This is a genomic window from Caulobacter endophyticus, assembly GCF_003116815.1.
Lineage (GTDB): Bacteria > Pseudomonadota > Alphaproteobacteria > Caulobacterales > Caulobacteraceae > Caulobacter > Caulobacter endophyticus.
On record NZ_QDKQ01000053.1, the window covers coordinates 1 to 23,696 of the forward strand.

Annotated in this window: 17 protein-coding genes and 1 pseudogene; 8 read left to right on the forward strand and 10 right to left on the reverse strand. The window is 69.8% G+C overall.

The window, feature by feature from the left end:
* The 8 genes and pseudogenes from DDF67_RS14610 to DDF67_RS14645 all read right to left on the reverse strand — a co-directional run.
* A pseudogene (locus DDF67_RS14610) lies at positions 1–353 on the reverse strand (hypothetical protein); the annotation flags it as partial.
* Positions 350–907, reverse strand: a complete 558-nt coding sequence (locus tag DDF67_RS14615; protein WP_109101604.1) for a hypothetical protein — start codon at positions 905–907, stop codon at positions 350–352. The gene DDF67_RS14615 and the pseudogene DDF67_RS14610, both read right to left, overlap by 4 nt.
* 21 nt (positions 908–928) lie before the next feature.
* The gene (locus DDF67_RS14620) at positions 929–1,645 is read right to left on the reverse strand and encodes a hypothetical protein (RefSeq protein WP_199229244.1); all 717 of its coding nucleotides are present in this window, start codon (positions 1,643–1,645) and stop codon (positions 929–931) included.
* A gap of 66 nt (positions 1,646–1,711) precedes the next feature.
* Positions 1,712–2,188: a hypothetical protein gene (locus DDF67_RS14625; protein ID WP_109101605.1), complete on the reverse strand. Its 477-nt coding sequence runs from the start codon at positions 2,186–2,188 to the stop codon at positions 1,712–1,714.
* Complete coding sequence (locus DDF67_RS14630; RefSeq protein WP_109101606.1) at positions 2,185–3,984, reverse strand: OmpA family protein; 1,800 nt, start codon at positions 3,982–3,984, stop codon at positions 2,185–2,187. The genes DDF67_RS14625 and DDF67_RS14630 overlap by 4 nt, the downstream gene beginning before the upstream one ends.
* Positions 3,977–4,546, reverse strand: coding sequence for a peptidylprolyl isomerase (locus tag DDF67_RS14635; protein WP_109101607.1), 570 nt, complete (start codon positions 4,544–4,546; stop codon positions 3,977–3,979). Before DDF67_RS14635 ends, DDF67_RS14630 begins: the two co-directional genes overlap by 8 nt.
* Positions 4,543–5,625, reverse strand: coding sequence for a hypothetical protein (locus DDF67_RS14640; RefSeq protein WP_109101608.1), 1,083 nt, complete (start codon positions 5,623–5,625; stop codon positions 4,543–4,545). Before DDF67_RS14640 ends, DDF67_RS14635 begins: the two co-directional genes overlap by 4 nt.
* A gap of 157 nt (positions 5,626–5,782) precedes the next feature.
* Positions 5,783–7,018, reverse strand: coding sequence for an MFS transporter (locus DDF67_RS14645; protein WP_109101609.1), 1,236 nt, complete (start codon positions 7,016–7,018; stop codon positions 5,783–5,785).
* A gap of 97 nt (positions 7,019–7,115) precedes the next feature.
* Here DDF67_RS14645 and DDF67_RS14650 point away from each other — a divergent pair, with 97 nt between their 5' ends.
* The 8 genes from DDF67_RS14650 (at position 7,116) to DDF67_RS14685 (ending at position 20,804) form a co-directional block, all read left to right on the forward strand.
* Complete coding sequence (locus tag DDF67_RS14650) at positions 7,116–8,159, forward strand: LacI family DNA-binding transcriptional regulator (RefSeq protein ID WP_109101610.1); 1,044 nt, start codon at positions 7,116–7,118, stop codon at positions 8,157–8,159.
* 147 nt (positions 8,160–8,306) lie between these two features.
* Entirely contained in the window at positions 8,307–11,057 is a 2,751-nt protein-coding gene (locus tag DDF67_RS14655) for a TonB-dependent receptor (protein ID WP_233247665.1), read from the forward strand.
* Positions 11,058–11,194: 137 nt separating this feature from the next.
* Positions 11,195–13,480: a beta-glucosidase family protein gene (locus DDF67_RS14660; protein ID WP_109101611.1), complete on the forward strand. Its 2,286-nt coding sequence runs from the start codon at positions 11,195–11,197 to the stop codon at positions 13,478–13,480.
* Entirely contained in the window at positions 13,480–14,898 is a 1,419-nt protein-coding gene (locus tag DDF67_RS14665; RefSeq protein ID WP_109101612.1) for a glycoside hydrolase family 30 protein, read from the forward strand. Before DDF67_RS14660 ends, DDF67_RS14665 begins: the two co-directional genes overlap by 1 nt.
* A gap of 130 nt (positions 14,899–15,028) precedes the next feature.
* Positions 15,029–15,535, forward strand: a complete 507-nt coding sequence (locus DDF67_RS14670) for an RNA polymerase sigma factor (protein ID WP_109101613.1) — start codon at positions 15,029–15,031, stop codon at positions 15,533–15,535.
* Positions 15,532–16,470, forward strand: a complete 939-nt coding sequence (locus tag DDF67_RS14675) for a FecR family protein (protein ID WP_109101614.1) — start codon at positions 15,532–15,534, stop codon at positions 16,468–16,470. The genes DDF67_RS14670 and DDF67_RS14675 overlap by 4 nt, the downstream gene beginning before the upstream one ends.
* 110 nt (positions 16,471–16,580) lie before the next feature.
* A complete protein-coding gene (locus tag DDF67_RS14680; RefSeq protein ID WP_109101615.1) occupies positions 16,581–19,484 on the forward strand; it encodes a TonB-dependent receptor in 2,904 nt (967 codons plus the stop codon).
* 84 nt (positions 19,485–19,568) lie between these two features.
* Complete coding sequence (locus tag DDF67_RS14685; RefSeq protein WP_109101616.1) at positions 19,569–20,804, forward strand: histidine-type phosphatase; 1,236 nt, start codon at positions 19,569–19,571, stop codon at positions 20,802–20,804.
* 137 nt (positions 20,805–20,941) lie between these two features.
* Here DDF67_RS14685 and DDF67_RS14690 read toward each other — a convergent pair whose 3' ends face one another.
* On the reverse strand, positions 20,942–22,495 hold the full coding sequence (locus DDF67_RS14690; protein WP_109101617.1) for a DHA2 family efflux MFS transporter permease subunit: 1,554 nt from the start codon (positions 22,493–22,495) through the stop codon (positions 20,942–20,944).
* Positions 22,496–22,519: 24 nt separating this feature from the next.
* The gene (locus DDF67_RS14695) at positions 22,520–23,680 is read right to left on the reverse strand and encodes an HlyD family secretion protein (protein WP_109101618.1); all 1,161 of its coding nucleotides are present in this window, start codon (positions 23,678–23,680) and stop codon (positions 22,520–22,522) included.
* Positions 23,681–23,696: the final 16 nt, after the last annotated feature.

Genomic DNA, 23,696 nt, shown 5'->3' on the forward strand with positions numbered 1-23,696 from the left:
GTGCCGCGCAGCGCCGGCGGCAGGGCGGGCGGGTGCGGATCGGGGCGCGGCGCGACGGTGGCCCGCGCGGCGTCGCGTCCCGCGCCCCAGCGTTCGAGCTCGGCCCGGCGCTGGTCCAGCGGCGTGACGGCGTAGCGCGGATCGCCCAGCCCGTCCTGGCCTGTCAGCTGGGCCATCCGGCTTTCCAGCGCCTGTCGCTCGGCCATCAGACGCGCCAGGTTGGGAGACAGCGCGGCCGGATCGGCGCCCGGCGACGAGCCGCGGGACGGGGAGGGCGCCGCGCGGATCGGCGCGGGCGCCGGCGTCGGCGACTTCGCGCGACGCAGGGCGTCCTTCCAGGGCGGATCGCTCATCCGTCGTCTTCTTCCTCGGCCGCCCGTCGCTTCTCCATCAGCGCCCGCACGCGTTCCTCGAACAGCGCCGGCGGCGGGATCGGCACCAGCTTGGTGCGCATCAGGCTCGAGCCTTCGGCGCTGTACTGGTACTTGGCCGCGTAGCTGGCGCTGACGCTGCTGGCGCTGACCGCCCCGCCGCCGCCGAACGGCGTCCAGAAGCCGCCGGCCTTGACCGTCGTGGCGCTGCTGCTGCGCTTGATCTCGGTCTCGGACTTGAACGAGATCGACATCTTCAGCTCGATCACGGTGTCGACGAACTGGTAGAAGGTCGGAGTGAAGCCCAGCTCCAGCAGGCTGTATTCCTTGCCGTCGCCGAACTTGACCATGTAGGTCTTCGACTTGGCGCCGTCGCCTTCCTTCTCCTCGTCGGCGTCCTCGTCGTAGCCGGCCATCAGCCGGGCGATGCGCAACGACACCATGTCCAGCTGCAGCTGGGCGGTCGCGATGCCCACGCCCAGGCGCTGGACCATCTCGGGAAAGGGGACGGCAAGCAGTTCGGTGCCCACGCTCATGGCGCGTTCTCCGTCCGGGGGTTACGGGGTCGGGGGCGAGGGGTTCTGCGTACCCAGCTTCTTGTCGAGCAGGCGGCGGCGGCGCTCGACCTCTTCGTCCAGCTGCCGGCGGATGCGTTCTTCCAGTATGGCCGGAGGCGGGATCGGCACCAGCTTGGTGCGCAGCAGGCTCGAGCCCTCGGCCGAGTAGCTGTATTTCGACGAGTAGCTGGCGTCGACCTGGCTCGTGGAGACCTGGGTCGTGTTGGTCGTGCCGGCCTTGCCGCGGAACAGGCTCCAGCTGAAGCTCGAGCCCTTGGTGGTCACCTGGTTGGTGGCCTTGGAGGTGCGCGTCGTCTCGCTGCTGTAGGTGATCTTGATGGCGATCTTCACCTCGATGATCGTGTCGACGAACTGGTAGAAGGTTGGCGAGAAGCCCAGTTCCAGCATCGACAGGCGGGTGGGCACCCGGATCAGGGTGGTGTCGGCGTTCTCGCCGTTGTCCTCGGCGGCCTTCTTCTGGTCCTTGACGACCTTTTCCAGCGCCTTGGTGTCGCCGCCCGAGATGGCGTTGTCGGCGGCGATGTAGGCCAGGGCGTCGGAGGCGGTCATCAGGTCGTAGCCGAAGAAGATCCGGCTGTCGTCGAAGGTGGTCTTGCCGTCCTCATCGGTCACGGCCTGCAGGCCGCCCATCATCTCGGCCACTTCGATGCTGTTGGCGTCGAGCTTGATCTGGCCCTCGGCGATGGCGAAGGCCATCTGGCGTATCATGTCCCCCATGGGGACGTTCAGAAGCTCTCTCCCGATCGACATGTCTGGTCCTTCCTAGGGATTGGGCGCGGGGGCGGCTTCGCTGATCTTGCGAAGCAGGTTTTCGAGATTTTCGGGGGGCGGCAGGCTGACTAGCCGGGCCGCGATCGAGCTCATGCCCTCGGCGCTGACCGAGAACTTGCGCGCGTAGCTGACGTTGACCGAAGCGGCGACCATGACGAAGCCGGCCTGCACGCCGACCGTGGCGCCGGCCGAGACGCCGAACTCCGTGCTCTCGGTCATGCTGAACGAGAGCTTGGCCTCCACCGTGGCCTCGGTGAAGCTGTAGAAGGTGGGGGTGAAACCAAGGGAGATCAGATTGTGGGTCTCCCCACCCAGCTCGATCTCGGCCTCGGCCATGGCCTTGGCGGTCTCGATGCTGTTGCGGTCGAGCGCCGACTGGGCCTGGGCGATGGCGATGCCCAGGCGCTCGATGATCTGCGGCAACGGCGCGGACAGCAACTGCCGGGTGACGGACGCGGTCTCGCTCATGGGGTGGGCGTCGGCGTGGGCGTGGGGGTCGAGCCGCTGGCCGGGGTCAGGTAGGTCTTGATCTCCTCAAGGAACTCGACCGGGGCCGGCACCGCGACGATGCGGGCCGAGATGCTGCTGTTGCCGTTCACCGACTGCTCGAACTGTCGGCTGGAGCGGTAATCGACGGCCAGGCCGACGGCGACCGAGACCTTGGGCCGGTCGCCGCTGGCGGTCGGCCCGGCGGCGATGCCGGCCAGGGCGCGGGTGATGCTGGCGCCGCCGTCCGCCGACAGGGCGATGTCGTTGGCCGATAGGGTGACGAGGTTGATCAACACCACGTCGCTGGCGTTGACGAAGCTGACCACGCCGCCCTGCCGGGTGGCGCGCACGCCATGGGTGGCGCTGCCGGCGTTGACGTCGCGCGCCAGGTTGAAGGCATAGGCCTCCGGGGTGTCGGCGGCGAAGGTCGAGCCGCCCGAATTGACCGCCGCCCCGCTGACCGCCACCGAAGTCTCCGAAGCGCCGACCTTGACCGCGGTGGCGTCTACGGCCTGGGCGGTGAAGTGGCGCACGATGATGAAGCCGTTGCCGCTGGCCGAGCCGCCGGTCCTGTCGGGCGTTGGGGTGGCCTGCAGCTGGGTTCCGGCGGAGTCGACGACGATCAGCAGGTCGTCGGAGTCGGCCAGCAGCACCTCGGCGCGCCGGAACTGCTGGTTGGCCACCTCGTCGGTGGCGCCGACCCAGCGGTCCTCGCCGCGCGTCTCGGTGCGGCGGATCTGGGCGGGCGGCACGCCGTTGGCCCGCAGGTAATTGGCGACGGCGTCGGCGCGATCCTGGCCCAACTGGGTGTTGTAGGCCTGAGAGGCGACGCGGTCGGTGAAGCCGATGACGTCGACCACAGAGCCGCTGTCGCGCAGGGCGCGGGCCAGCAGCCGAAGCTCCTCGGTGGCGGCGGGCTTGAGCGCCGAGCTGCCGCTGTCGAACAGCGCCAGGCCCAGGGTTCCGCCGCCGGCCGGCAGGGTCGAGCCCGGCGGATCGCGCACCAGCCGGGCGCGAAAGCCGCCCAGGGCGTTGATCTGGGTGACCACGGCGCGGGCGTAGAGCAGGGCGTTGGCCTGACTGCCGACGGTGGCGGTCTTGCCCGAGGCCAGGACGAAGGCCTCGCTGGCGCCGGCCGTCGGCGTCTCGACGATGCGGATGACGCCGAAGCTGGCCTCGCCGCCGGCGTAGAAGGCCACGCCGGTGTCGGTCTTGATCGGGTTGCGGGCGTTGTCGGGGTCGAGCTTGAACTGCGCCCGGGTGTGCTGGGCGACGACATAGGCCCGCTCGAACTTGCCGGTCGGGCTCCGCAACGCCTGGGCCAGGCCCTCGGCGGCGGCTTCCAGATCGGCGCCCGCCGCATCGGTTTTTGTCCCGTCGACCGTGACGCTGGCGGGCAGGCTGCGCAGGGTGATCTGGGCCTCGCGGGCGTTGGCCGGGGCTTGGGGACCGCCCTGGCCGAAGCCGAAGTCCAGCTTGGCGCCGATGCCGAAGGCGCTGGCCTCGCCGACCTTCATGGTCAACTGCATCGAGACCGTCAGGTCGGCGTGCTGGTAGTGATAGAACGGCGGCGACAGGCCCAGCTGCAGCAGGCTCTTGCCGCCGAGGCCCGGACGCGGCTCCACATACTCGCCGACCTGGGCCAGGCTGTTGAGGTCGAGCGCTTTCTGGGCGTCGGCGATCGACAGGCCCATGGCCTTGATGAACTCGGCGACGCTGGCGTCGGCCAGGATCTGGCCGGGCGTCATCCGCTCGATGGGGTTCTCGTCAGCCATGCATCGGCTCCTTCATAAGCGCCGGGGAGTCACAGGCGCGCGCCCTGTCGACGGTGTCGGCGCGCACGGTCCAGTAGCCGTGGACGCGCTGGGCCTCGGCCAGCCGGGCGGCGGGAACGCCGAGCCCGCGGGCTGTCCAGGCCAGTAGATCGCGAGACAGAGGCAGGGCCTCGTCCAAGGCGATGGCGGCTTCGAGGCTCTCGCGCGCCCCGGCCGTATCGCCGGCCTTCAGGCGATTGACGCCGCACCGCTCCAGCAGGCAGGCGCGGTCGCGGCGCTGGAAGTCGCTGGGCGTTCCGTCGCCCAGTTCCGCGGCGGCGCTGCAGGCGGCCTCATGAGCCAGGACCGCGGCCTGCTCGTTGGCGCCGGTGCGCTCCAGGCTTTCCAGCACGCAGTGCAGGTAGTGCCGGGCGAAGATCTGCGGCGCGCGCACGCCATGGGCCAGGCGCAACGCCTCGCGGTACTTGGCCAGGGCCTGGTCGTGGCGGCCCTTCAGCGCCAGAACCTTGCCGGCTTCGGCGACGCCGGCGTGCAGCCGGTGGACGTCGAGAACGGCGGTCACGCGCGGATCTCGGCGAACAGCACCTCGGCGCCGGCCGTCTCCAGGCGATGGCGCAGCAGCTGGGCGCGAGGGCGCGGCATCAGCTCCGTCGACAGGGGAGCTGCGCCGGCCAGGCCCATTCGCGCCAGCACTCCCTCGGGGGCGGACAGGATGTCGAGCGCCTGGTGCGAGAAGGTCTCCAGCTCGGCTCGCACCGTCAGGTTCGCTTCGACGTAGGCCGCCATGCGGCCTTCCAGGTCGGCGAAGGCCACGCCGGCCTCGATCGGGATTGGCAGGGCCTGGCGTAGCAGCTGGAAATCCTCGGCCGGAACGCCGGCCAGCATCTCCAGCGCCGCGGCGCTTTCCGGCGGGGCCGCGACGAGTTCGAGGGTGAAGCGCAGGAAGGCCTGGTCGACGATCCGCACCTGCTCGGGCGCCTTGAGCCGCCGCCACAGGCCGTCGGCCTCGCTGCGGCTCAGATCGAAGACGGTGGCCGAGCCGCCGGGCGCGATGTCGGCGCCGGCGGGCAGGCGCTGGCGCAGGATCCCGACCTGCAGGTGCGACAGGTTGCTGGCGAAGAGGGCGAAGCGAGCTTCGTCGGGGCGGCTGGCGGTCAGGCGCACGGCGCCGGCGGGCAGAGCCGCTTCGAGAGCGCGCACGGTGGCTTCGGTGACCGCCCCCAGGATCACGCCCGGCGGGGTAAGCAGCAGGTCGAGCGCGGCCGCCGGATCCATCCCGAGGAACCGCCCGAGCGCGACGCCCACGGCGTCGGCGGCGTCGAGGTCGATGAGCTCGCCGGCCAGGTCCATCGACGGCGCGCGGGCCGGGGCGGGGCCGGCTGGCGTGACGGCGGCCTCGACGCCGAGGGTTCCGATTAGCTCCGCCAGGCGCGCGGCGTCGGCAGCGGGCAGGCCGGCCAGCAGGCGCGCGGGGGCGCGATAGAGGGCGTCGACCACCGTCTCGACGGGAAGGTCGAGGGCCTGGCTGAGCACCGAGGCGGCGCGAGGCGAGGCGTTGCCGATGCTGGTGATCAGCAGGTCGGCCGCCTCCGGGTTTACGCTTGGGTACGCTACGCTTGGGAACACCGACGACTCGAGCACCAACACCTCCCTCAAGGCTGGTTTCGACCGGGCGATCCACGCTTTAGTAGGCGCGGCGCAGGACTCGTGTCAGAGTTGTAACTCTTTGTAAAGCTCCGAAGCATTGCACGTGGTGAATCTGCGCCATGTGCGATCGGTCGTATGCGGAAGATCGAGGCTAGCGCCTTGCCAGCAAGGCTCCAGCGCCGGCCAGGGCCGCCAGCACGGCGGCCGCGAATACGCCGCGAAGGTCGCCGCCGCCCGAGGCCACGGCTATGCCGAGCAGCGGGCCCAGCGCCTGCGAGGCCGCCACGGCCACGTTCATCACGCCCAGGTCGCGGCCATTACCGGCGCTGTCGGGCAGCACCTCGGCCACGAGGGCGAGGTTGCTGGTCGAATAGACCCCATGGCCGATGCCGAAGACGACCTGGGCGACCAGCGGGCCGGGCCAGCCCGAAACCAGCAGCAGCAAGGCGACGCCCGTCGCGATCAATACGCCGCCGGCGATGACCACCGGTCGCCGGCCCAGCCGGTCCGACAGGACGCCGCTCACCGCCCCGGCCGCCAGCATGCCCAGGGTGGAGGCCGTCAGCAGCAGGCCGAAGGCGGCCTCGGGGGTGACGCCCGGCAGGCGGCTGGCCAGATCGCCCCGGTCCTTGAGGTAGAAGAACAGGTAGAGGGTGTGCAGCGCCACGGCCGTCTCGATCAGCAGGCGCGAGGCGAACACCATCCGGAAGCGGCCATCGGCGAAGGCGGTCAGCCTCAGGCTGGGCCAGGCGATGGGCGCGCGGGCGGGGGCGGGCGGCTCGCGCAGGGTCACGGCGAAGGGCAGAACGAGCAGGGCCGCGGCGGCGATGACGGCGATATAGCGGCTGGTCGCCGACACCAGCAGGGCGCCGACGACCAGGGCCGTGAACAGCTTTGAGGCAGGCAGGGCCAGGCCCGCCCAGGCTGCCGCCGCGCCCTTCTGGTGGTCCGGCACGAGGTCGGGCAGCACTGCGGCCAGCGGCGCGTAGAGGGCGTTGACCGCCAGTTGCAGCACCACGACCGCGCCCAGCATCTGCCACGGGGTTTGGGCCAGGCCTACCAGGGCGAGGCTGAGCGTCGTGGCGATCCAGCCGCCGAGAATCCAGGGCCGACGCCGGCCAAAGCGGCTGCGCGTGGCGTCGCTGAGCGCGCCGAAGGCGATGTGGGCGACGGCTGCGGTGATCGCCCCGACAATGGAGATCTGGCTGAGGGTCAGGTCGCGGGCGTGCGGGGCGACCTCGGCGGCCTTCAGCGGCGCCAGCAGGGTCAGGAACGGTATGAAGGAAACGAAGGCGCCGGCGTTGGCCAGGCCATAGCCGGCGAGGAATAGCCGCGAGCGTCCCGCAGTAGGCTCGGCTTCTGTAAATGGGCGGCCGCCTTGATCCATCCGTGGTTTATGCGATCAGGACAGCCTGCGGTCGAGCTATTGTCAGCCCGGCCATTCGTCACCATCGTGTCGCCCTGCGTTCGGTTCGGAGAGTTCATTGACGGCAAGACGGCCCACCATCGACGACGTGGCGCGCCTTTCGGGCGTCGCGCGGACGACGGTTTCGCGGGTGCTCAACGACGGCCCCAATGTTCGCGACGAGGTGCGGGCCCGGGTGATGGAGGCCGTCAAGGCGCTGGACTACAAGGTCAATCCGCAGGCCCGCTCGCTGGCCGGCGGGGGGAGCCGGCTGCTTGGCCTGGTGTTCGCCTCGGACCTCGAGAGCGAGCCGAACTCGTTCTACCACTCGGCCCTGGAGCTGGGCGCGCTGCGCGGCTGCCTGGAGCTGGGCTATCAGCTGGTCACCCGCCACATCCCGCTGCAGAGCGCCGACCGCGAGCAGCAGGTCTATGACCTGATCGCCACCCAGCGCTGCGAGGGGCTGATCTTCACGCCGCCCTATTCTGACGATGCGGCGCTGATCGCCGAGGTGCTGCGGCGCCGCTGCAGGGTGGTGTCGATCTCGCCGGGCGGGGCGGGCAGGGACCTGGCCGACGGCGTGGGCATGGACGACGAGGCTGGCGGCTACGACATCGCCCGCCGGCTGATCGAGCTGGGCCATCGCCGATTCGCCTTCATGGGCGGCATCCAGGGCCACTTGTCGGCCGACCGGCGCCTCGACGGCCTGATGCGGGCCCTGTCCGAGGCGGGGCTCGGGGCGTCCGACCTGATCCAGGTGCGGGGCGACTTCACCTTCCGTTCGGGGGTGGAGCTGACGCCGCGCCTGCTGGACGATCCGCTGCATCCGACGGCCCTGGTCTGCGCCAATGACGACATGGCCGCCGGAGCGCTTTCGGTGGTTCACGGGCGGGGCGTGAAAGTGCCCCAGGACCTGTCTGTGACCGGCTTTGACGACACGCCGGTGTCGGCCATCGTCTGGCCTCCTCTGACCACCGTGCACCAGCCGCTGAAGGACATGGGCCGCCGCGCCGTGGCCCTGCTGGCCAGCCGCCTGACGGGCGGCCGGGCCGAGGCCGAACCCGAGTTCGACTGCCTCGATCACGCGGTGGTCGAACGGGGCACCGCCGCCTCCGCTCCCTGACCGAACGCTGATCCCCTTGACAAGGCCGACGCGTTGCGGCCTTTGTTGGAAGCGCTTCCAATTTGCGAAAGCGCGGCTTTTCAACGCCGAATCCGCAAGAGACGGGGCGAGGAAGGCCAGGGAAGAGACGCAGTAGGGGAGAGTACCTTGATCCATCACGCCCATTCGGCCGTCCGCGTTCGCGCCGGCGCCCAGCGCTTCAAGCAACTGGCCTACGCCTCGGCCGGGGCTCTTGCCTTGCTGGCCGGCGCCGCCCACGCCCAGGACGCCGCCCCGGCCCAAGACACCGCCGTCGAAGAGGTGGTGGTCACCGGCTATCGCCGCAGCCTGGAGCAGTCGGCCGAGATCAAGCGCCGCGAGGTCGGTGTGGTCGAAGCGGTGTCGGCCGAGGACATCGGCAAGCTGCCCGACGTGTCGATCGCCGAGTCCCTGGCGCGCCTGCCGGGCCTGACTGGCCAGCGCGTCAACGGCCGGGTGCAGGTGATCTCGATCCGCGGCCTGTCGCCCGACTTCTCGACCACGCTGCTGAACGGCCGCCAGCAGGTCAGCGCCGGCGACAACCGCGCCGCCGAGTTCGACCAGTATCCGTCCGAGCTGCTCAACAGCGTCGTCGTCTACAAGACCTCGAACGCCGCCCTGATCGGCCAGGGCCTGTCGGGCACGGTCGACATGCGCACCGTCCGCCCGCTGGACCAGAAGGGCCGGGTGATGACGCTGAACGCCCGCCGCGAGATCAGCGACCTCGACAAGGCCAATCCGGACGGTTCGAAGTCGGGTTACCGCTTCAGCGCCTCCTACATCGACCAGTTCGCCGACGGCACGATCGGCGTGGCGCTGGGCTACGCCCACCTCGACAGCCCTACCCAGGTCCAGCAGTACAAGGCCTGGTACTGGGAGCAGCCGGCCCAGTTCACCGGCGCCAACGCCGGGGCCTACAGCCTGGGCGGCCAGGAAATCTTCGCGACCAACCGCGACCAGGTGCGCGACGGCTACATGGGCGTGCTGGAATGGCGGCCCAACGACAGGCTGCACTCGACGCTGGACCTGTTCTACTCCACCTTCGACCAGACGGAGATCCGCCGCGGCATGCAGTGGTTCTCCAGCCCCAGCACCCCCGACGCCACGGTGTTCCTGAACCCGGGCTTCACCAAGGTCGGCAATTCGATCATCAACACCTCGGGCACGGCGACCAACGTCACCCCGATCGTCCGCAACGACCTGAACACCCGCAAGGATGAGCAGTTCGCCCTGGGCTGGAACACCTCGTACGTCTCCGGTGCGACCACCTACACCGCCGACATCGGCTATTCGAAGGTCGAGCGCCGCGAGCAGATCCTCGAGACCTACGCCGGCTACGGCCCGATCCGCACCTTCGACAACATCGGCTACGACCTGAACTTCAACGGCGTGGGCAAGTACACCACGGGCTTCGACTACGCCGACGCCAGCCGCATGCAACTGGGCGATCCGGCCGCCTGGGGCGGCTGGGGCCACGACGGCGCCATCCGCTTCCCCGAGGTCGAGGACCGTATGTTCACCGGCGACTTCCGCATCGACCACGACGTTTCGGAGACCCGCCTGGGCGGCTTCCTCAGCAGCGTGCAGGCCGGAATCAACTACGCCGACCGCAAGAAGGACAAGACGGTCTCCGACAACGACCTCTTCCTGAAGAACGGCCGCGCCCCGACCACGGTGGCCTCGCAGTACCTGATGACGCCGGCTTCGCTGTCGTTCGCGGGCATCGATCAGGTTCTGGCCATCAACCTGCCCAAGGCCCTGCCGGTCTATTACGACATCGTGCCGATCGGGAACGCCGACGACTACAACAAGGACTGGAAGATCCAGGAGCGCCTGACCACGGCCTACCTGATGGCCAAGATCGACACCCATGTAGGCGTGCTGCCGATCAAGGGCGACATCGGCCTGCAGTACATCTCCACCAAGCAGGAATCGACGGGCTACACCGTCAGCGGCGGCACGGCCCAGGCTCCCAGCCTGGTCACGGTCGAGGACACCTATGACGAGCTGCTGCCAAGCCTGAACCTGACGGCCGAGCCGGTCGAGAACCTCTATGTGCGCTTCGGCGTGGCCAAGACCTCGGCCCGTCCGCGCCTGGACGACATGCGCGCCAGCATCACCGCCGGCGTCGACGCCCTGACCTTCCGCTGGAGCGGCTCGGGCGGCAACCCGTACCTGAAGCCGTGGAAGGCGACCGCCTTCGACCTGTCGATCGAGAAGTACTTCTCGCCGGGCGCCTACATCGCCGTCGCCGGCTACTACAAGGACCTGGAGACCTACATCTACAACAAGTCGGTCGACTACGACTTCTCCAACGTGCCCAACACCGGCACGGTCACGCCGATCGGCAACATCGGCCTCCTGACCCGCCCGGAGAACGGGGAGGGCGGCAAGCTCTACGGCTACGAGATCTCGGGCGCGGTCGACTTCGGCCTGATCAGCCCGTGGCTGAAGGGCTTCGGCTTCGTCGGCAGCATGTCGCACACCAAGACCGACATCCAGCCGGACGGCCCGGGCTCCAGCAACGCGCTGCCCGGCCTGTCGGGCGACGTCTATAACGTCACCGGCTACTACGAGCGGGCGGGCTTCTCGGCCCGGATCAGCAAGCGCCACCGCTCGGCCTTCCGCGGCGAGGTGGTGCAGTTGTTCGCCTATCGCGGCTTCACCCAGGTGCTGGCCGACGAGCAGATCGACGCCCAGATCGGCTACGAGTTCCAGGACGGACCGCTCAAGGGCCTGTCGGCCGTGCTGCAGGTCAACAACCTCGACAACAGTCCCTACCGCACCCGCACCGGCGTGCTCTCGGACGGCACGCTGCTGCCCGAGACCAACGACCAGTATGGCCGGCAGTACATCTTCGGTCTGAACTACAAGTTCTGACCCCTGCTCGCGGAGGGCCGATCCCTTCCCCCGGCCCTCCGCGCTTTTTTCGTTTCGACGCGGCCCGCCTTCGCAAGAGGCGCGGGCCCCCTCGCGCCCGGTTGCGGCGTCCCCCCGATCCCGACACGGAGTAGCCCATGACGACCGCCGCCCAGCCTTCATCTGCCCTGCGGATCCTGCGCCGGACCTCCGCCGCCGCGGCGCTGCTGGCCCTGCTGCCGGCCGCGAGCCTGGCCCAGACCATGCCCACCAAGGACAGCGCGCCGCTGGTCGCGCGCGCCAATGATCCGGTCTGGGCGCGCGCCGACGCGCTGGTGAAGCAGATGACCCTGGACGAGAAGATCACGTACCTGCACGGCCTCTTCCCGCCCAACACCAAGCCCGCGCCGGCCGACATGATCCCCTCGGCCGGCTACGTGCCGGGCGTGCCACGCCTGAAGATCCCGACCCTGCGCGAGAGCGACGCCAGCCTCGGCGTCGCCAATCAGGTCGAGCAGCGCAAGGGCGACACCGCCACGGCCCTGCCGTCGGGCCTGGCGCTGGCCGCGACTTTCGAGCCGCAGCTGGCCTATGAGTCCGGCGCGATGATCGGCGCCGAAGCCCGCGCCAAGACCTTCAACGTGCTGCTGGCCGGCGGCGTCAACCTGACCCGCGATCCCTGGGCGGGCCGTAACTTCGAATATCTCGGCGAGGATCCGTTGCTGGCCGGCGAGATGGCCGGGGCGTCGATCCGCGGCGTGCAGAGCAACCACATCGTCTCGACCATCAAGCACTTCGCCATCAACGCGCAGGAGACCGGCCGCCACGTGATGGACGCCCGCATCGGCGAGGCCGACCTGCGGGAAAGCGACCTCCTGGCCTTCCAGATCGCCATCGAGAAGGGGCAGCCCGCCTCGGTGATGTGCGCCTACAACAAGGTGGGCGGCGACTGGGCCTGCGAGAACGACTTCCTGCTCAACAAGGTGCTCAAGCGCGACTGGAACTATCCGGGCTGGGTGATGTCGGACTGGGGCGCGGTGCACAGCACCACCAAGGCCGCCCTGGCGGGCCTGGACCAGCAGTCGGGCCAGGAGCTGGACAAGCAGATCTACTTCGGCGACGACCTGAAGGCCGCGGTGGCCAAGGGCGAGGTCAGCCAGGCGCGGGTCGACGACATGGTCCGTCGCATCCTTTACGGCGTCATCGCCACCGGCCTGATCGACAACCCGACCCCGGCCAGCGCCCAGCCGATCGACTACGCCAAGAACGCCAAGGTCGCCCAGGCCCTGGCCGAGCGCGGCGCGGTGCTATTGAAGAACGACCGAAACCTGCTTCCCTTGGCGAAGACGGCGAAGAAGATCGTGCTGGTCGGCGCCCATGCCGATGTCGGCGTGCTGTCGGGCGGCGGTTCGTCCCAGGTGCGCTCGGTCGGCGGCGCGCCGGTCGAGATCCCGCTGAATGGCGGCGAGGCGGCCTCGTTCGTCCGCGTCACCTGGCACGCCTCCTCGCCGCTGCAGGCGATCAAGGCGGCCTATCCAAACGCCGAGGTGACCTACATCGACGGCAAGGACCCCGCCGCTGCGGCGGCCGCCGTTAAGGGCGCCGACCTCGCCATCGTCTTCGCCTGGCACTGGCAGACCGAGGCGCAAGATGCGCCGTCGATCGCCTTGCCCGAGAACCAGGACGCGCTGATCGACGCCGTCGCGGGCGCGAACGAGAACTCCCTGGTGGTGCTCGAGACCGGCGGCCCGGTGCTGATGCCCTGGCTGGATAGCGTGGGCGGCGTGTTGCAGGCCTGGTACCCGGGCCAGCGCGGCGGCGAGGCCATCGCCGGCATTCTCAGCGGGGCGGTCAATCCGTCGGGCCGCCTGCCGATGACCTTCCCCAGGACCGAGGACCAGGCCCCGCGCGCCTCGGCCCCCGGCTATGCCGAACAGGCCGCCATCGACGACGCCCGCCGGGCCGGCAAGGAAGCCGGGCCGATCAAGGGCTTCGCGGTCGACTATCCGGAAGGCGCGGCCGTCGGTTATCGCTGGTTCGCCCAGCAGAAGCTGCAGCCGCTCTTTCCGTTCGGCTATGGCCTTTCGTACACGAGCTTCGGCTACAGGAACCTCAAGGTCGAGGACGGCGAGGGGCTGAAGGTCAGCTTCGACGTCATCAACACCGGCAAGGTCGCCGGCGCCGATGCCCCGCAGCTCTACGTCACCGCGGGCAAGCGCAAGCCGATGGTTCGCCTGGCCGGCTTCCAGAAGGTCGACCTGCAGCCGGGCGAGACCAAGCGGGTCACCCTCAGCGTCGATCCGCGCGTGCTGGCCGACTATGACACCGCCAAGCCGGGCTGGACCCTGCCGGCCGGTTCTTATCCGCTCTATGTCGGCGCCCACGCGGGCGACCCGGCCCTGACCGGATCGGCCAAGCTGAAAGCCTGGAGCCGCAAGCCGTGATGCGCATCGCCCTGATCTCGACGGCGGCGGTCCTGGCCCTGGGAGGATGCGTCAGCGTCACCCCAGCGCCCGAACGCGTCGCTCGCGCCTGGGTGACCACCGGCGACAAGACCCAGTTGCTGGCCGAGCAGCCGCCGCTGGCCAGCCTGGCGGCGGGGCAGGGTGGCGACCTGCTGGTCGTGACCGTCGACACCGCCCAGCGCGACCAGTCGATCGTCGGCTTCGGGGCGTCGATCACCGACGCCTCGGCCTGGCTGATCCAGACCAGGATGTCGCCGGCCCAGCGCCAGGCTCTGCTGGCCGAGCTGTTCGGGCGCGGGAAGGGCGGTCTGGGCTTCAGCTTCACCCGCGTGACCATCGGCGCCTCGGACTTCTCGCTCGACCACTACAGCCTGGACGACGCGCCGGGCGGGGCGGCCGATCCGGAGCTGGCGCATTTCTCGACCGCGCGGCCGGAGCAGTACGTTTTTCCGACCGTGCGGGCGGCGCTGAAGATCAATCCGGACCTGAAGGTCATGGCCTCGCCGTGGAGCGCGCCGGCCTGGATGAAGACCACCGGTTCGCTGGTGAAGGGCCAGCTGAAGCCCGACGCCTATCCGGTCTATGCCGAATTCTTCGCCAAGTACGTCAAGGCGGCCAAGGCCAAGGGCGTGCCGACCGACTATCTCAGCATCCAGAACGAGCCGGACTTCGAACCCGAGAACTATCCGGGCATGCGCTGGCCGGCCGCCGACCGGGCGCGGTTCTTCGGCGACAACCTGGGTCCGGTCTTCGCCCGAGAGCGGATCGCGACCAAGGTGCTCGACTGGGACCACAATTGGGACCAACCGCAGCAGCCGATGACCGTGCTGGCCGATCCCAAGGCGAGAGCGTTCGTCGCGGGCGTGGGCTGGCACTGCTATGCCGGCGACGTCGCCGCCCAGGACGAGGTGCGCAAGGCCCATCCCGACAAGGACGTGTTCTTCACCGAATGCTCGGGGGGGCAGTGGGCGGCCAGGTTCGACGAGAGCTTCCTCTGGATGATGGACAAGCTGATCGTCGGCTCCACACGAGGCGGCGCCCGGGGCGTACTGATGTGGAACCTGGCTCTGGACGAAAAGTACGGCCCGCACGCCGGCGGCTGCGGCGACTGCCGGGGCGTGGTGACCATCGACCGGGCCACCGGAGCGGTCGAGCGTAACCAGGAATACTACGCCTTCGGCCACGCCAGTCGCTTCGTGCGGCCGGATGCGGTGCGCGTGGGCTCGCCGGCCGAGGTCGCGGGCCTGAAGACCGTCGCCTTCGTCAATCCCGACGGCGGCCGGGCCCTGATCGTGCTGAACCAGACGGGCGAGGAGAAGGCCTTCGCCATCGTCGACGGCGCCCGGCGCCTGAAGGCGAAGCTTCCCGCGAAGTCGGCGGGGACGTTCACCTGGTGACCTGCCTTCATCCCATGACCTGAAGAGGGGCGGCGGAAGAACTGTCACGAAGCCGTGGTAGCCGCCGCCCCATGCTCCCGAAGGCCGCTTCTTCCGCGCCGGCGCGCCCAGACGCGCCCGATCCCGCGTCATGACCGACCTGGCGTCCCTGCGCGCCCAGCGCGACGAGCTCTATCACTTCATCGTCCGCCGCACCCGTGATCCGGCCGCGGCCGATGATCTGGTGCAGGAGACCTTCGCGCGCCTCTTGACCTACGAGAAGGCGCGCACCGTCGCCGACCGGGCGGCGCTCGGCTATCGCATCGCCCTCAACCTCGTCCGCGACCATTTCCGCAGCCGCAAGCGGCGGCCGACGCAGATGCTGGACGAGGAAATCCCCTGCCAAGCCCCGGCGCCGGAGCAGATCCTCATGCATCGCCAGAAGGTCGAGGTGTTCGGCAAGGTGCTGGACGCCATGCCGCCGCTGCGCCGCGACGTCTTCATCCGCCGGCGCCTGCACGGCCAGTCGACGCGCGAGATCGCTGATGCCCTGGCGATGAACGAGGCCGCCGTCGAAAAGCACGTGGTGCGGGCGCTGGAACAGCTGCACCGCGAGATGAGCAAGGCCGAGCGCCGCGCCGCGGGAGGCCGCCTATGAGCCGCGCCCGCCGCACAGCCGCCCTGTGGGCCGCCCGCCGCATGGACCCCGCCTTCCACGACGAAGCCGGATTCGAGGCCTGGAAGTCGGACGATCCGGCCAACGCCCAGGCCTTCGACCAGGTCTGGGGCGTCAACCAGGACTCGGCCCTGACCGAGGCCATGAGGCTCAGCGAGCAGCGCCGCGCCGCCGGGCGGCGTCGGGCGGGGCCGATCGCCGCCCTGGCCGGCGGGGTGTTGGCCTGCGGTCTGGCCGTGGCGCTGGCCTGGCCTCAATTGCAGCTGATGACCGTGACTCCGGTCGCCTTCGAGACGGCGCGCGGCGAGCATCGCGCGATCGCCCTGGCCGACGGCACCAAGGTCGTGCTCGACGGCGACACGCGGCTGGAGGTGCGCCTGGGCGTTGGCCGCCGCGAGGTGGCGCTGAGCAAGGGCGAGGCCTTCTTCGACGTCGCCCACGATGAAGCCCGGCCCTTCACGGTGAAGACCGCCGCCGGCTCGGCCCGCGTGCTGGGCACGGCCTTCGACCTTGAGGTCAGCGACGAGCGTGGACCCGAGCGGCTGGAGCTGTCGGTGCATCGCGGCCGGGTGCGCCTGGCGCCCGACGGACTGATCCGGCGCACGGCCGTCCTGACGCCCGGCCAGCGCGCCTTCGCCACCGAGGGGCGGTTGTCCAAGGTGCGGACATTCGATCCGTCCGCCGATGACTGGCGCTCGGGCTGGCTGGAGACCGATGGGGTCTCCCTGGGCCGTCTGGTCGAGCGGCTGAACCGCGCTTCGGACCGCCGTATCGTCATCGCCGATACTGAACTGGCCCGTCAGCGCGTGGCCGGCCGGTTCCGGATGGACGAGCCTGCGGCCCTGGTCCGCAACCTGGCTTTGGTCCACGGCTTCGAGGTGCGTGAGGGGCAGGGCGGCTTGGTGCTCAGCCGGTGAGCTGCGTCAGGCGTCGCCGAAACTTCACAAAATTCCCTGTCCTGAACCATGGGGCGGCGACGTCTTCCCCGCCGAAGCCGGCCTGACGCCGCGCATTCGGGGATAGTAAGATGACCTTCAAGACCTGGACCCTGTGGAGCACGGCCTCGGCCGCGGTCCTGATGTCGGCGACGACGGCGATGGCCGCTCCGGCGCCCAAGCCGGCGCTGGCCATACCGGCCGGCGACCTGGCCACGGCCCTGCCGGCCTTCTCGCGCGCCACGGGCCTGCAGGTCCTGGCGGACCCGGTCCTGCTGGCCGGCAAGCGCACTCCAGGCGTGCGCGGCGAGGTCGACGCCGAGCAGGGGCTGAACCAGCTGCTGCGCGGCACCGGCCTGACCTATGTCCGCAACGGCGGCGCGGCCGTGCTGCGTCCGGCCGCCCAGAAGATCTCGACCGCCCCGGCCCCCGCCCGCCGCGCCGAGGCCGCCGCGCCCGTCGCCGCCGCCGAACCGGCCGCCGACGACAGCGCCACGGTCGAGGAGATCGTCGTCACCGGCGGCTTCGCCAACTCGCTGGCCCGGGCGCTAGCCGACAAGCGCAAGGCCGCCAACGTCGTCGACGCCATCTCGGCCGAGGACATCGGCAAGTTCCCGTCCAACAACATCGCCGAGGCCCTGCAGCGCGTGCCGGGCGTGGCCATCACCCGCGACCGCGGCGAAGGCCTGTTCGTCCGCGTCCGGGGCCTGGGCCCCAACTTCCAGATCGTCACGCTGAACGGGCGCAGCGCCGCGGTGAACGAGAACATGCGCGACAGCGGCCAGAGCGGCCGTCAGTTCCGCTTCGACACCCTGCCGTCCGAACTGGTCGCCGGCGTCGAGGTCGGCAAGACCCCGCTGGCCTCGCTGGACGAGGGCGCCATCGGCGGCGTGGTCGACATCAAGACCTTTCGCCCCCTGAACCTGGGCAAGAACACCATCGCCGCCTCGGCCACCGCCAGCCATCCGCAGCTGGCCGGCGCCACCGACCCGCGCGTGTCGGGCCTGCTCAGCTGGGTGAACGAAGACAAGAGCTTCGGCGCGCTGCTGGCGCTCGTCTACGACCAGCGCACCCTGCGCCAGGACCGCGTGACCGGGGTCAGCTGGAGCTACACCGACACCTCGACCACCCTGGGCAAGAGCCTGGCGGCGCAAGGGATCAACCTCTACCCGACCGCGATCCGACCGACGCTGGAACGCGAGGATCGCGAGCGCAAGGGCCTGGTGTTCTCGGCCCAGTACCGTCCGACCGACGCCACAGAGATCACTTTCGACGCCAGCTACACCCACCTCGACGACCACTATGACGAGCTGACCTATTCGGTCGACCAGACGGTCTCGACCCTGGTTCCCGGCTCGGTCGTGGTGCGCGACGGCACGCTGGTCGGCGGCACGGTCACCTCGACCAGCCAGATCGGCCGCGAGGTCAGCGACCTGGCCCACGACAACCTGATGCTGGCCATCAACGGCAAGCAGCGGATCGGCGAGTGGACCTTCTCGGGCGACGCGGCCTACGCCCGCGCCTATTCGGAGACCTCCAAGCCGATCACCCGCACGCGCCTGCTGGGCGCCATCGGCCAGACGACCTTCAACATGAGCAAGGTCGACGACGATGTCCTGCCTAGCGTCACCCTGGCCACGGCGAACCTGTCCAACCCCTCGCTGCTGCCGTTCCGCCGCATCGAGTGGCGCACCAACGACTCGCTGGATCTGGAAAAGGCCATCCAGGCCGACGCCGAGCGTCCGGTCGCGCTGGGTTCGTTCACGCGCGTGGCCTTCGGCGTGAAGTTCCGCGAGCGTGAGCGCACCTATAATCGCGCCGACATCAACTTCACCACCAACCTGGCGGGCAAGTACTTCGACGCCAGCTACTTCGAGGCGTTCCCGGCCGGCGACTTCCTCGGCGAAGTGGGCGGCAGCCTGCCACGCACCTGGGTGATGCCCGATCCGGCGAAGTTCTGGGCCCTGGCCGACAAGACCCAGAAGGGCACCGCCCGCGCCGACCAGCGCAACTCCTACTTCGTGTCGGAAGAGATCCTGGCCGGCTACGGCCTGACCGACATGGACACGCAGCTGTTCGGCCGTCCGCTGCGGGGCCAGTTGGGCGTGCGCGTCGCCCAGACCAAGCAGGTCTCGGCCGGCCACGCCGACAACGGCAGCGCCGCGATCCCGGTGCGCTACGAGAAGACCTATACCGACGTCCTGCCCACGGCGAACTTCGCCATGGACATTACCGACACCCTGCAAGCCCGCTTCGCGGCAGCCAAGGTGATCACCCGCCCGTCGCTGGCTGATCTCGCCCCGCGCCTGACGCTCAACTCCTCGGGCACGGTGCTGACGGCGGTCGGCGGCAATCCGCAGCTGCAGCCGTTCGAGGCCTGGCAGTACGATGCGACGCTGGAGTGGTACTTCGCTCCGGGCAGCGCCCTGGTGGCCGGCGCCTTCTACAAGGACATCACCACCTTCGTTTACAGCCAGAAGACCAACATCGTGGTCGACGGCCAGACCTACCAGCTGACCTCGCCGACCAATGGCGGGCAGGCCAGCATCAAGGGCGTGGAGCTGGCCTACCAGCACCTGTTCAAGAACCTGCCCGCGCCGTTCGACGGCCTCGGCTTCCTGGCCAACTACACCTACACCGACACCGAAGCGACCTACTCGCCGACCCTGAAGGACGAGATGGTCAATGTGGCCAAGAACAGCTTCAATCTCACCGGCTTCTACGAGAAGGACCGCATCGCCGCCCGAGCCAGCTACAGCTGGGTGGACGACGTGCTGCAGGACGTCGGCGGCGCTGGCCTGTCGGCCCTGAACGATGCGGCCTTCGGCTCGCTGGACGCCAGCATCAGCTACAAGATCACCGACAACATCACCGCAGCCCTCGAAGGCCAGAACCTGACCGACGCCGCTCAGTGGCAGTTCGTGAAGGGCGGCTGGTTCGGCGGCTACACCCACTACGGCCGCACCGTCAGCTTCGGCCTGCGCGCCAAGTTCTAGGCCGCGTTTCCTCTTCAAACTCCCCTCGACTGGCCCGCGCGCTCATCCCGCGCGGGCCTCTTTCTTTCGCAAGGAGCTTTGCCCATGCGCCTTTTCGCTCGCCTGGCGCTCGTCGCCCTGGCCGTGCTTTCCGTCACGCCCGCCGCCGCCGACACCCTGGAGAAGGTGGTCGTCGTCACCCGCCACGGCGTCCGCGCCGCCATGTCCAGCCCCGAGCGTCTGGAGACGGCGACGGCCCGGCCCTGGCCGCGCTTCTCGGTTCCGGCCGGCCACCTGACGTCCAACGGCGCGGCGCTTTCCACGCTGTTTGGCGGCTACTATCGCGATCTCTATGTGAAGCACGGCCTGCTGGCCGGCGCCGACTGCGGTCAGGTCTACTACTGGGCCAATGTCACCCAGCGCACCATCGCTACGGCCAAGGCGCTGGGGCAGGGGCTCTCGCCCGGCTGCGCCGTCACGGTCCACACCGTGGGCGAAGGCAAGGTGGACCCGATGTTCGAGCCGGTCGGGGCCGGCGTCATCAAGCCCGACGTCGCCAAGGCCCGCGCCGCCGTCGCCGGCCGGGTGGGCGGCGATCTTGCCGCCTGGAGCGCAGGTCACCGCGACGCCATCGACAGCCTCGACGAGCTACTGATGCAATGCGACGTCGCGCCTTGCCCGGCGCTTCCGGGCAAGCGCCGGGTCTTCGACGCCAAGCCCGGCTTTTCGACCGATGCTGACGCCACGATAGGCATCGAGGGGCCGGAGGCCTTCGCCTCGGGCGTGACCGAGAGCCTGCTGATGGCCTGGGCCGACGGCCAGGACTTCGCGAGCCTGGGCTGGAAGGGGCTCGATGAAGCCTCGCTGCTGCGGGTCTTCCCGCTGCACCAGGCCGAGTTCGACCTGCGACTGCGAACGCCGGAGGTGGCGCGCATCGGCGCCTCGCATCTGGCCGAGCGCGTACTGGAGACCTTGAGCGACGGTCAGGGCGCTGTTGGCGGCAAGGATGCGAAGATGGTGATGATCGTCGGCCACGACGGCACCCTGGCGATGCTGGGTGGACTGCTGGGCCTGGACTGGGTGGCGCCGGGCTACCAGCCGGGCCAGATCGCGCCGGGCGGCGCGCTGGTGTTCGAGCGCTGGAAGCGCGACGACGGCGTCCGGGTGATCCGCGCCCGCTACACGGTGCAGACCCTCTCGCAACTGCGCGAAAAGAAGCCGCTGACCCTGGCCGCGCCGCCAGCCAGCTCGCCGATCTTCGTGCCGGGGTGCAGCGAGGCCAGCCTCGACTGCCCGCTGGACCGTTTCGACGCGGTGGTGAAGAGGGCGACGGCGCGGTAGGCGCTGGCTGTGCAGAAGAGGCCTTGCGTCCTTCGAGGCTGGCCTGTCGCCTCGCGCCTCAGGATGAGAATCTCATTGCAGAGAAGCTCCTCATCCTGAGGCGCCCGCTTAGCGGGCCTCGAAAGACGCAACGCGCCTCAATGCACCGCTGACGTATCAGCCACCCGCGTCGGCTTCGGAGCCAGCCAGACGACCGTCGCGGCGACGACAAACAGCACGGCCATGGCCATGAACACCTGGTTGGTGGCCAGCATCACGCCCTGGCTCTGGACCATGTTGTCCAGCGTGCCGCGCGCCTGGTCGGCGCTCATGCCCAGGCCCTTCAGCTGGTCCATCGTGCCCTGCGCGCCGTTCAGCACGCCTGACAGTTCGTTGTGGTTACGGCTGGCGCCGTCGGCCCACACCGTGGTCACCACCGAGGTCGCAAACGCCCCCGACAGCGTCCGGCAGAAGTTCATCAGGCCCGCGGCGCTGGCGGTTTCCTCGACCCTGACGCTGGCTAGGGCCAGGGCGGTCACCGGCACGAAGAAGAACGGCATGCCGAAGCCCTGGAACAGCAGCCAGTGGGCGATGTCGAAATAGCCCATCTGCTGGTTGGCCTGTGCTCGGAAGAAGGTCATCACCGCCATCCAGATCAGGCCCAGGAACACCAGCTTGCGGGCGTCGAACTTGGCCGACATGCCGGCCGCCAGCGGCGCGACCATGACGGCGGTGACGCCCAGCAAGGCCGAGACGTAGCCGGCCCAGGTGGCCGTGTAGCCCATGTTCTGCTGCAGCCAGAGCGGGTTGAGCACATTGATCCCGAAGAACGCCCCGAAGGCCACGCTGAGGGTTATGACCGCCGCTGTGTAGCCCCGGTGGCGGAAGACCCTCAGGTCGACGATCGGATTCTCCTCGGTCAGCTCCCAGATCAGGAAGGCCGCGAAACCGACGGCCGCGACGATGGCCAGGCCGATGATCATCGGCGAGGCGAACCAGTCGTGCTCCTTGCCGAGATCCAGCATGATCTGCAGCGCGCCGACCCAGACCACCAGCAGGCCAAGGCCCACCAGATCGACCTTCGCGCGGGCCAGCGGCGTCTCATGGCCCTTGAGCAGGTTCCAGGCGAACCAGGCGCAGGCGATGGCGATCGGCACGTTGATCCAGAAGATGAAGGCCCAGCCGACGCTGTCGCACAGCGCGCCCCCCAGGATCGGCCCGAGGATCGGGGCGATCAGGGTGGTCATGGCCCACAGGCCCGTGGCGGCCGCGGCCTTCTCCTTGGGAAAGACGCGCAGCAGCAGGGTCTGCGACAGCGGCATCAGCGGGCCGCCGCAGGCGCCCTGCAGGATGCGGAACAGCACCAGGAAGCCCAGCGACGGCGCCAGGCCGCACAGGAACGAGAAGATCCCGAACCCGATCATGCCGAAGACGAACACCCGCACCGCGCCGAAGCGGGCCGACAGCCAGCCGGTCAGCGGCACGACCACGGCCTCGGCCACGGCGTAGGAGGTGATCACCCAGGTGCCCTGGCTGGGCGAGACGCCCAGGGCGCCGGCGATGTTCGACACCGAGACATTGGCGATGGTGGTGTCGAGCACCACCAGGAAGTTGGCGGCGGCCAGGATCAGGCCGGCGAAGATCATCGCCGGCCCGCTGAGCGGCGCGGGTTCGGACGCCGCCCTTGCGGGGGCGGCTTGAGCGCTGGCCATGACGGCGGTCCTTGCTGCTCGGGTTTAGCCGCGGGTATCGATCGTGGCCTTCATCGAAAGACCGACGCGCAGCGGGTGGGCCTTCAGGTCGGCCGGATCGATGGCGACACGCACGGGCAGGCGCTGAACCACCTTGATCCAGTTGCCGGTGGCGTTCTGGGCCGGGATCAGGGCGAAGGCCGCCCCGGTGCCGCCCGACAGGCCGGCGACCTTGCCGTGGTAGGTGACCGAATTGCCGTAGAGGTCGGCGGTCAGCTCGACCGGCTGGCCGATCTTGACCTTGCGCAGCTGGCCTTCCTTGAAGTTGGCGTCGACATAGGCCGCGGCGATCGGCACCACCTGCATCACCGGCGTGCCGGCGGCGACGCGCTGGCCGACCTGCACGGCGCGCTTGGCCACCACGCCGTCGATCGGCGCGCGGATGACGGTGCGCGACAGATCCAGCTGCGCCTGCTCGAACTTGGCGCGGGCGGCGGCGACTTCGGGGTTGGTGTCGACGGTCGTTCCGTCGGTCAGCACGGCGTTGGCGGCCAGCGAGCCGGCGGCGGCGGCGCGGTTGGCCTGGGCCTGCGCTTGAGAGGCCTTGGCCGAGGCGAAGGCGGCTTGGGCGTTGGCGAAGGCGTTCTGGGCGCGGGTCAGTTCGTCGCCCGACACGGCGCCGGTGGCGGCCAGGGCCTTGCGGCGCTCCAGGTCGACGCGGGCGCGATCCAGGTCGGCCTGGGCCGAGGTCAGGCTTGCGGCGGCGCGGGCCTGGTCGGCGTCGCGGGCGGCGATCTGGGCCGACAGGCTCTGGTCGGTGGCCAGATAGCCGCGCACCCGGCGCTCGGCGCGGGCCAGATCGGCCTGGGCCGAGGCCAGGGCGATGCGGGCGTCGCTGTCGTCCAGCACGACCAGCACGTCGCCGGCCTTCACCACCTGCGTGTCGTGGACGGCGACGCTGCGCACCGGGCCGCCGACCAGCGGCGTCACCTGGGCAACATCGGCGCCGACATAGGCGTTGTCGGTCTCGACATGGTGGGAGCCCACGAGGGCGTAATAGGCGCCATAGCTGGCGCCGGCGATCAGGACGACGGCGGCCAGGCCGAGGAACAGCTTCTTTCGCTTGGCGCCGGCGGCGGCCTTGGCGGTGGCCGCCTTCTTGGCGTCCTGGGCGGGGGCGTCGGCGGAGGCTTCGGAATCGTACATGGGGGAGGGCTCCGGG

Bases quoted from the DNA above. Each gene is read 5' to 3' on its own strand.
- DDF67_RS14615 (WP_109101604.1), bottom strand. From the start codon at position 907: ATGAGCGTGGGCACCGAACTGCTTGCCGTCCCCTTTCCCGAGATGGTC.
- DDF67_RS14620 (WP_199229244.1), bottom strand. From the start codon at position 1,645: ATGGCCTTCGCCATCGCCGAGGGCCAGATCAAGCTCGACGCCAACAGC.
- DDF67_RS14625 (WP_109101605.1), bottom strand. From the start codon at position 2,188: ATGAGCGAGACCGCGTCCGTCACCCGGCAGTTGCTGTCCGCGCCGTTG.
- DDF67_RS14630 (WP_109101606.1), bottom strand. From the start codon at position 3,984: ATGGCTGACGAGAACCCCATCGAGCGGATGACGCCCGGCCAGATCCTG.
- DDF67_RS14645 (WP_109101609.1), bottom strand. From the start codon at position 7,018: ATGGATCAAGGCGGCCGCCCATTTACAGAAGCCGAGCCTACTGCGGGA.
- DDF67_RS14660 (WP_109101611.1), top strand. From the start codon at position 11,195: ATGACGACCGCCGCCCAGCCTTCATCTGCCCTGCGGATCCTGCGCCGG.
- DDF67_RS14665 (WP_109101612.1), top strand. From the start codon at position 13,480: ATGCGCATCGCCCTGATCTCGACGGCGGCGGTCCTGGCCCTGGGAGGA.
- DDF67_RS14670 (WP_109101613.1), top strand. From the start codon at position 15,029: ATGACCGACCTGGCGTCCCTGCGCGCCCAGCGCGACGAGCTCTATCAC.
- DDF67_RS14675 (WP_109101614.1), top strand. From the start codon at position 15,532: ATGAGCCGCGCCCGCCGCACAGCCGCCCTGTGGGCCGCCCGCCGCATG.
- DDF67_RS14680 (WP_109101615.1), top strand. From the start codon at position 16,581: ATGACCTTCAAGACCTGGACCCTGTGGAGCACGGCCTCGGCCGCGGTC.
- DDF67_RS14685 (WP_109101616.1), top strand. From the start codon at position 19,569: ATGCGCCTTTTCGCTCGCCTGGCGCTCGTCGCCCTGGCCGTGCTTTCC.
- DDF67_RS14690 (WP_109101617.1), bottom strand. From the start codon at position 22,495: ATGGCCAGCGCTCAAGCCGCCCCCGCAAGGGCGGCGTCCGAACCCGCG.
- DDF67_RS14695 (WP_109101618.1), bottom strand. From the start codon at position 23,680: ATGTACGATTCCGAAGCCTCCGCCGACGCCCCCGCCCAGGACGCCAAG.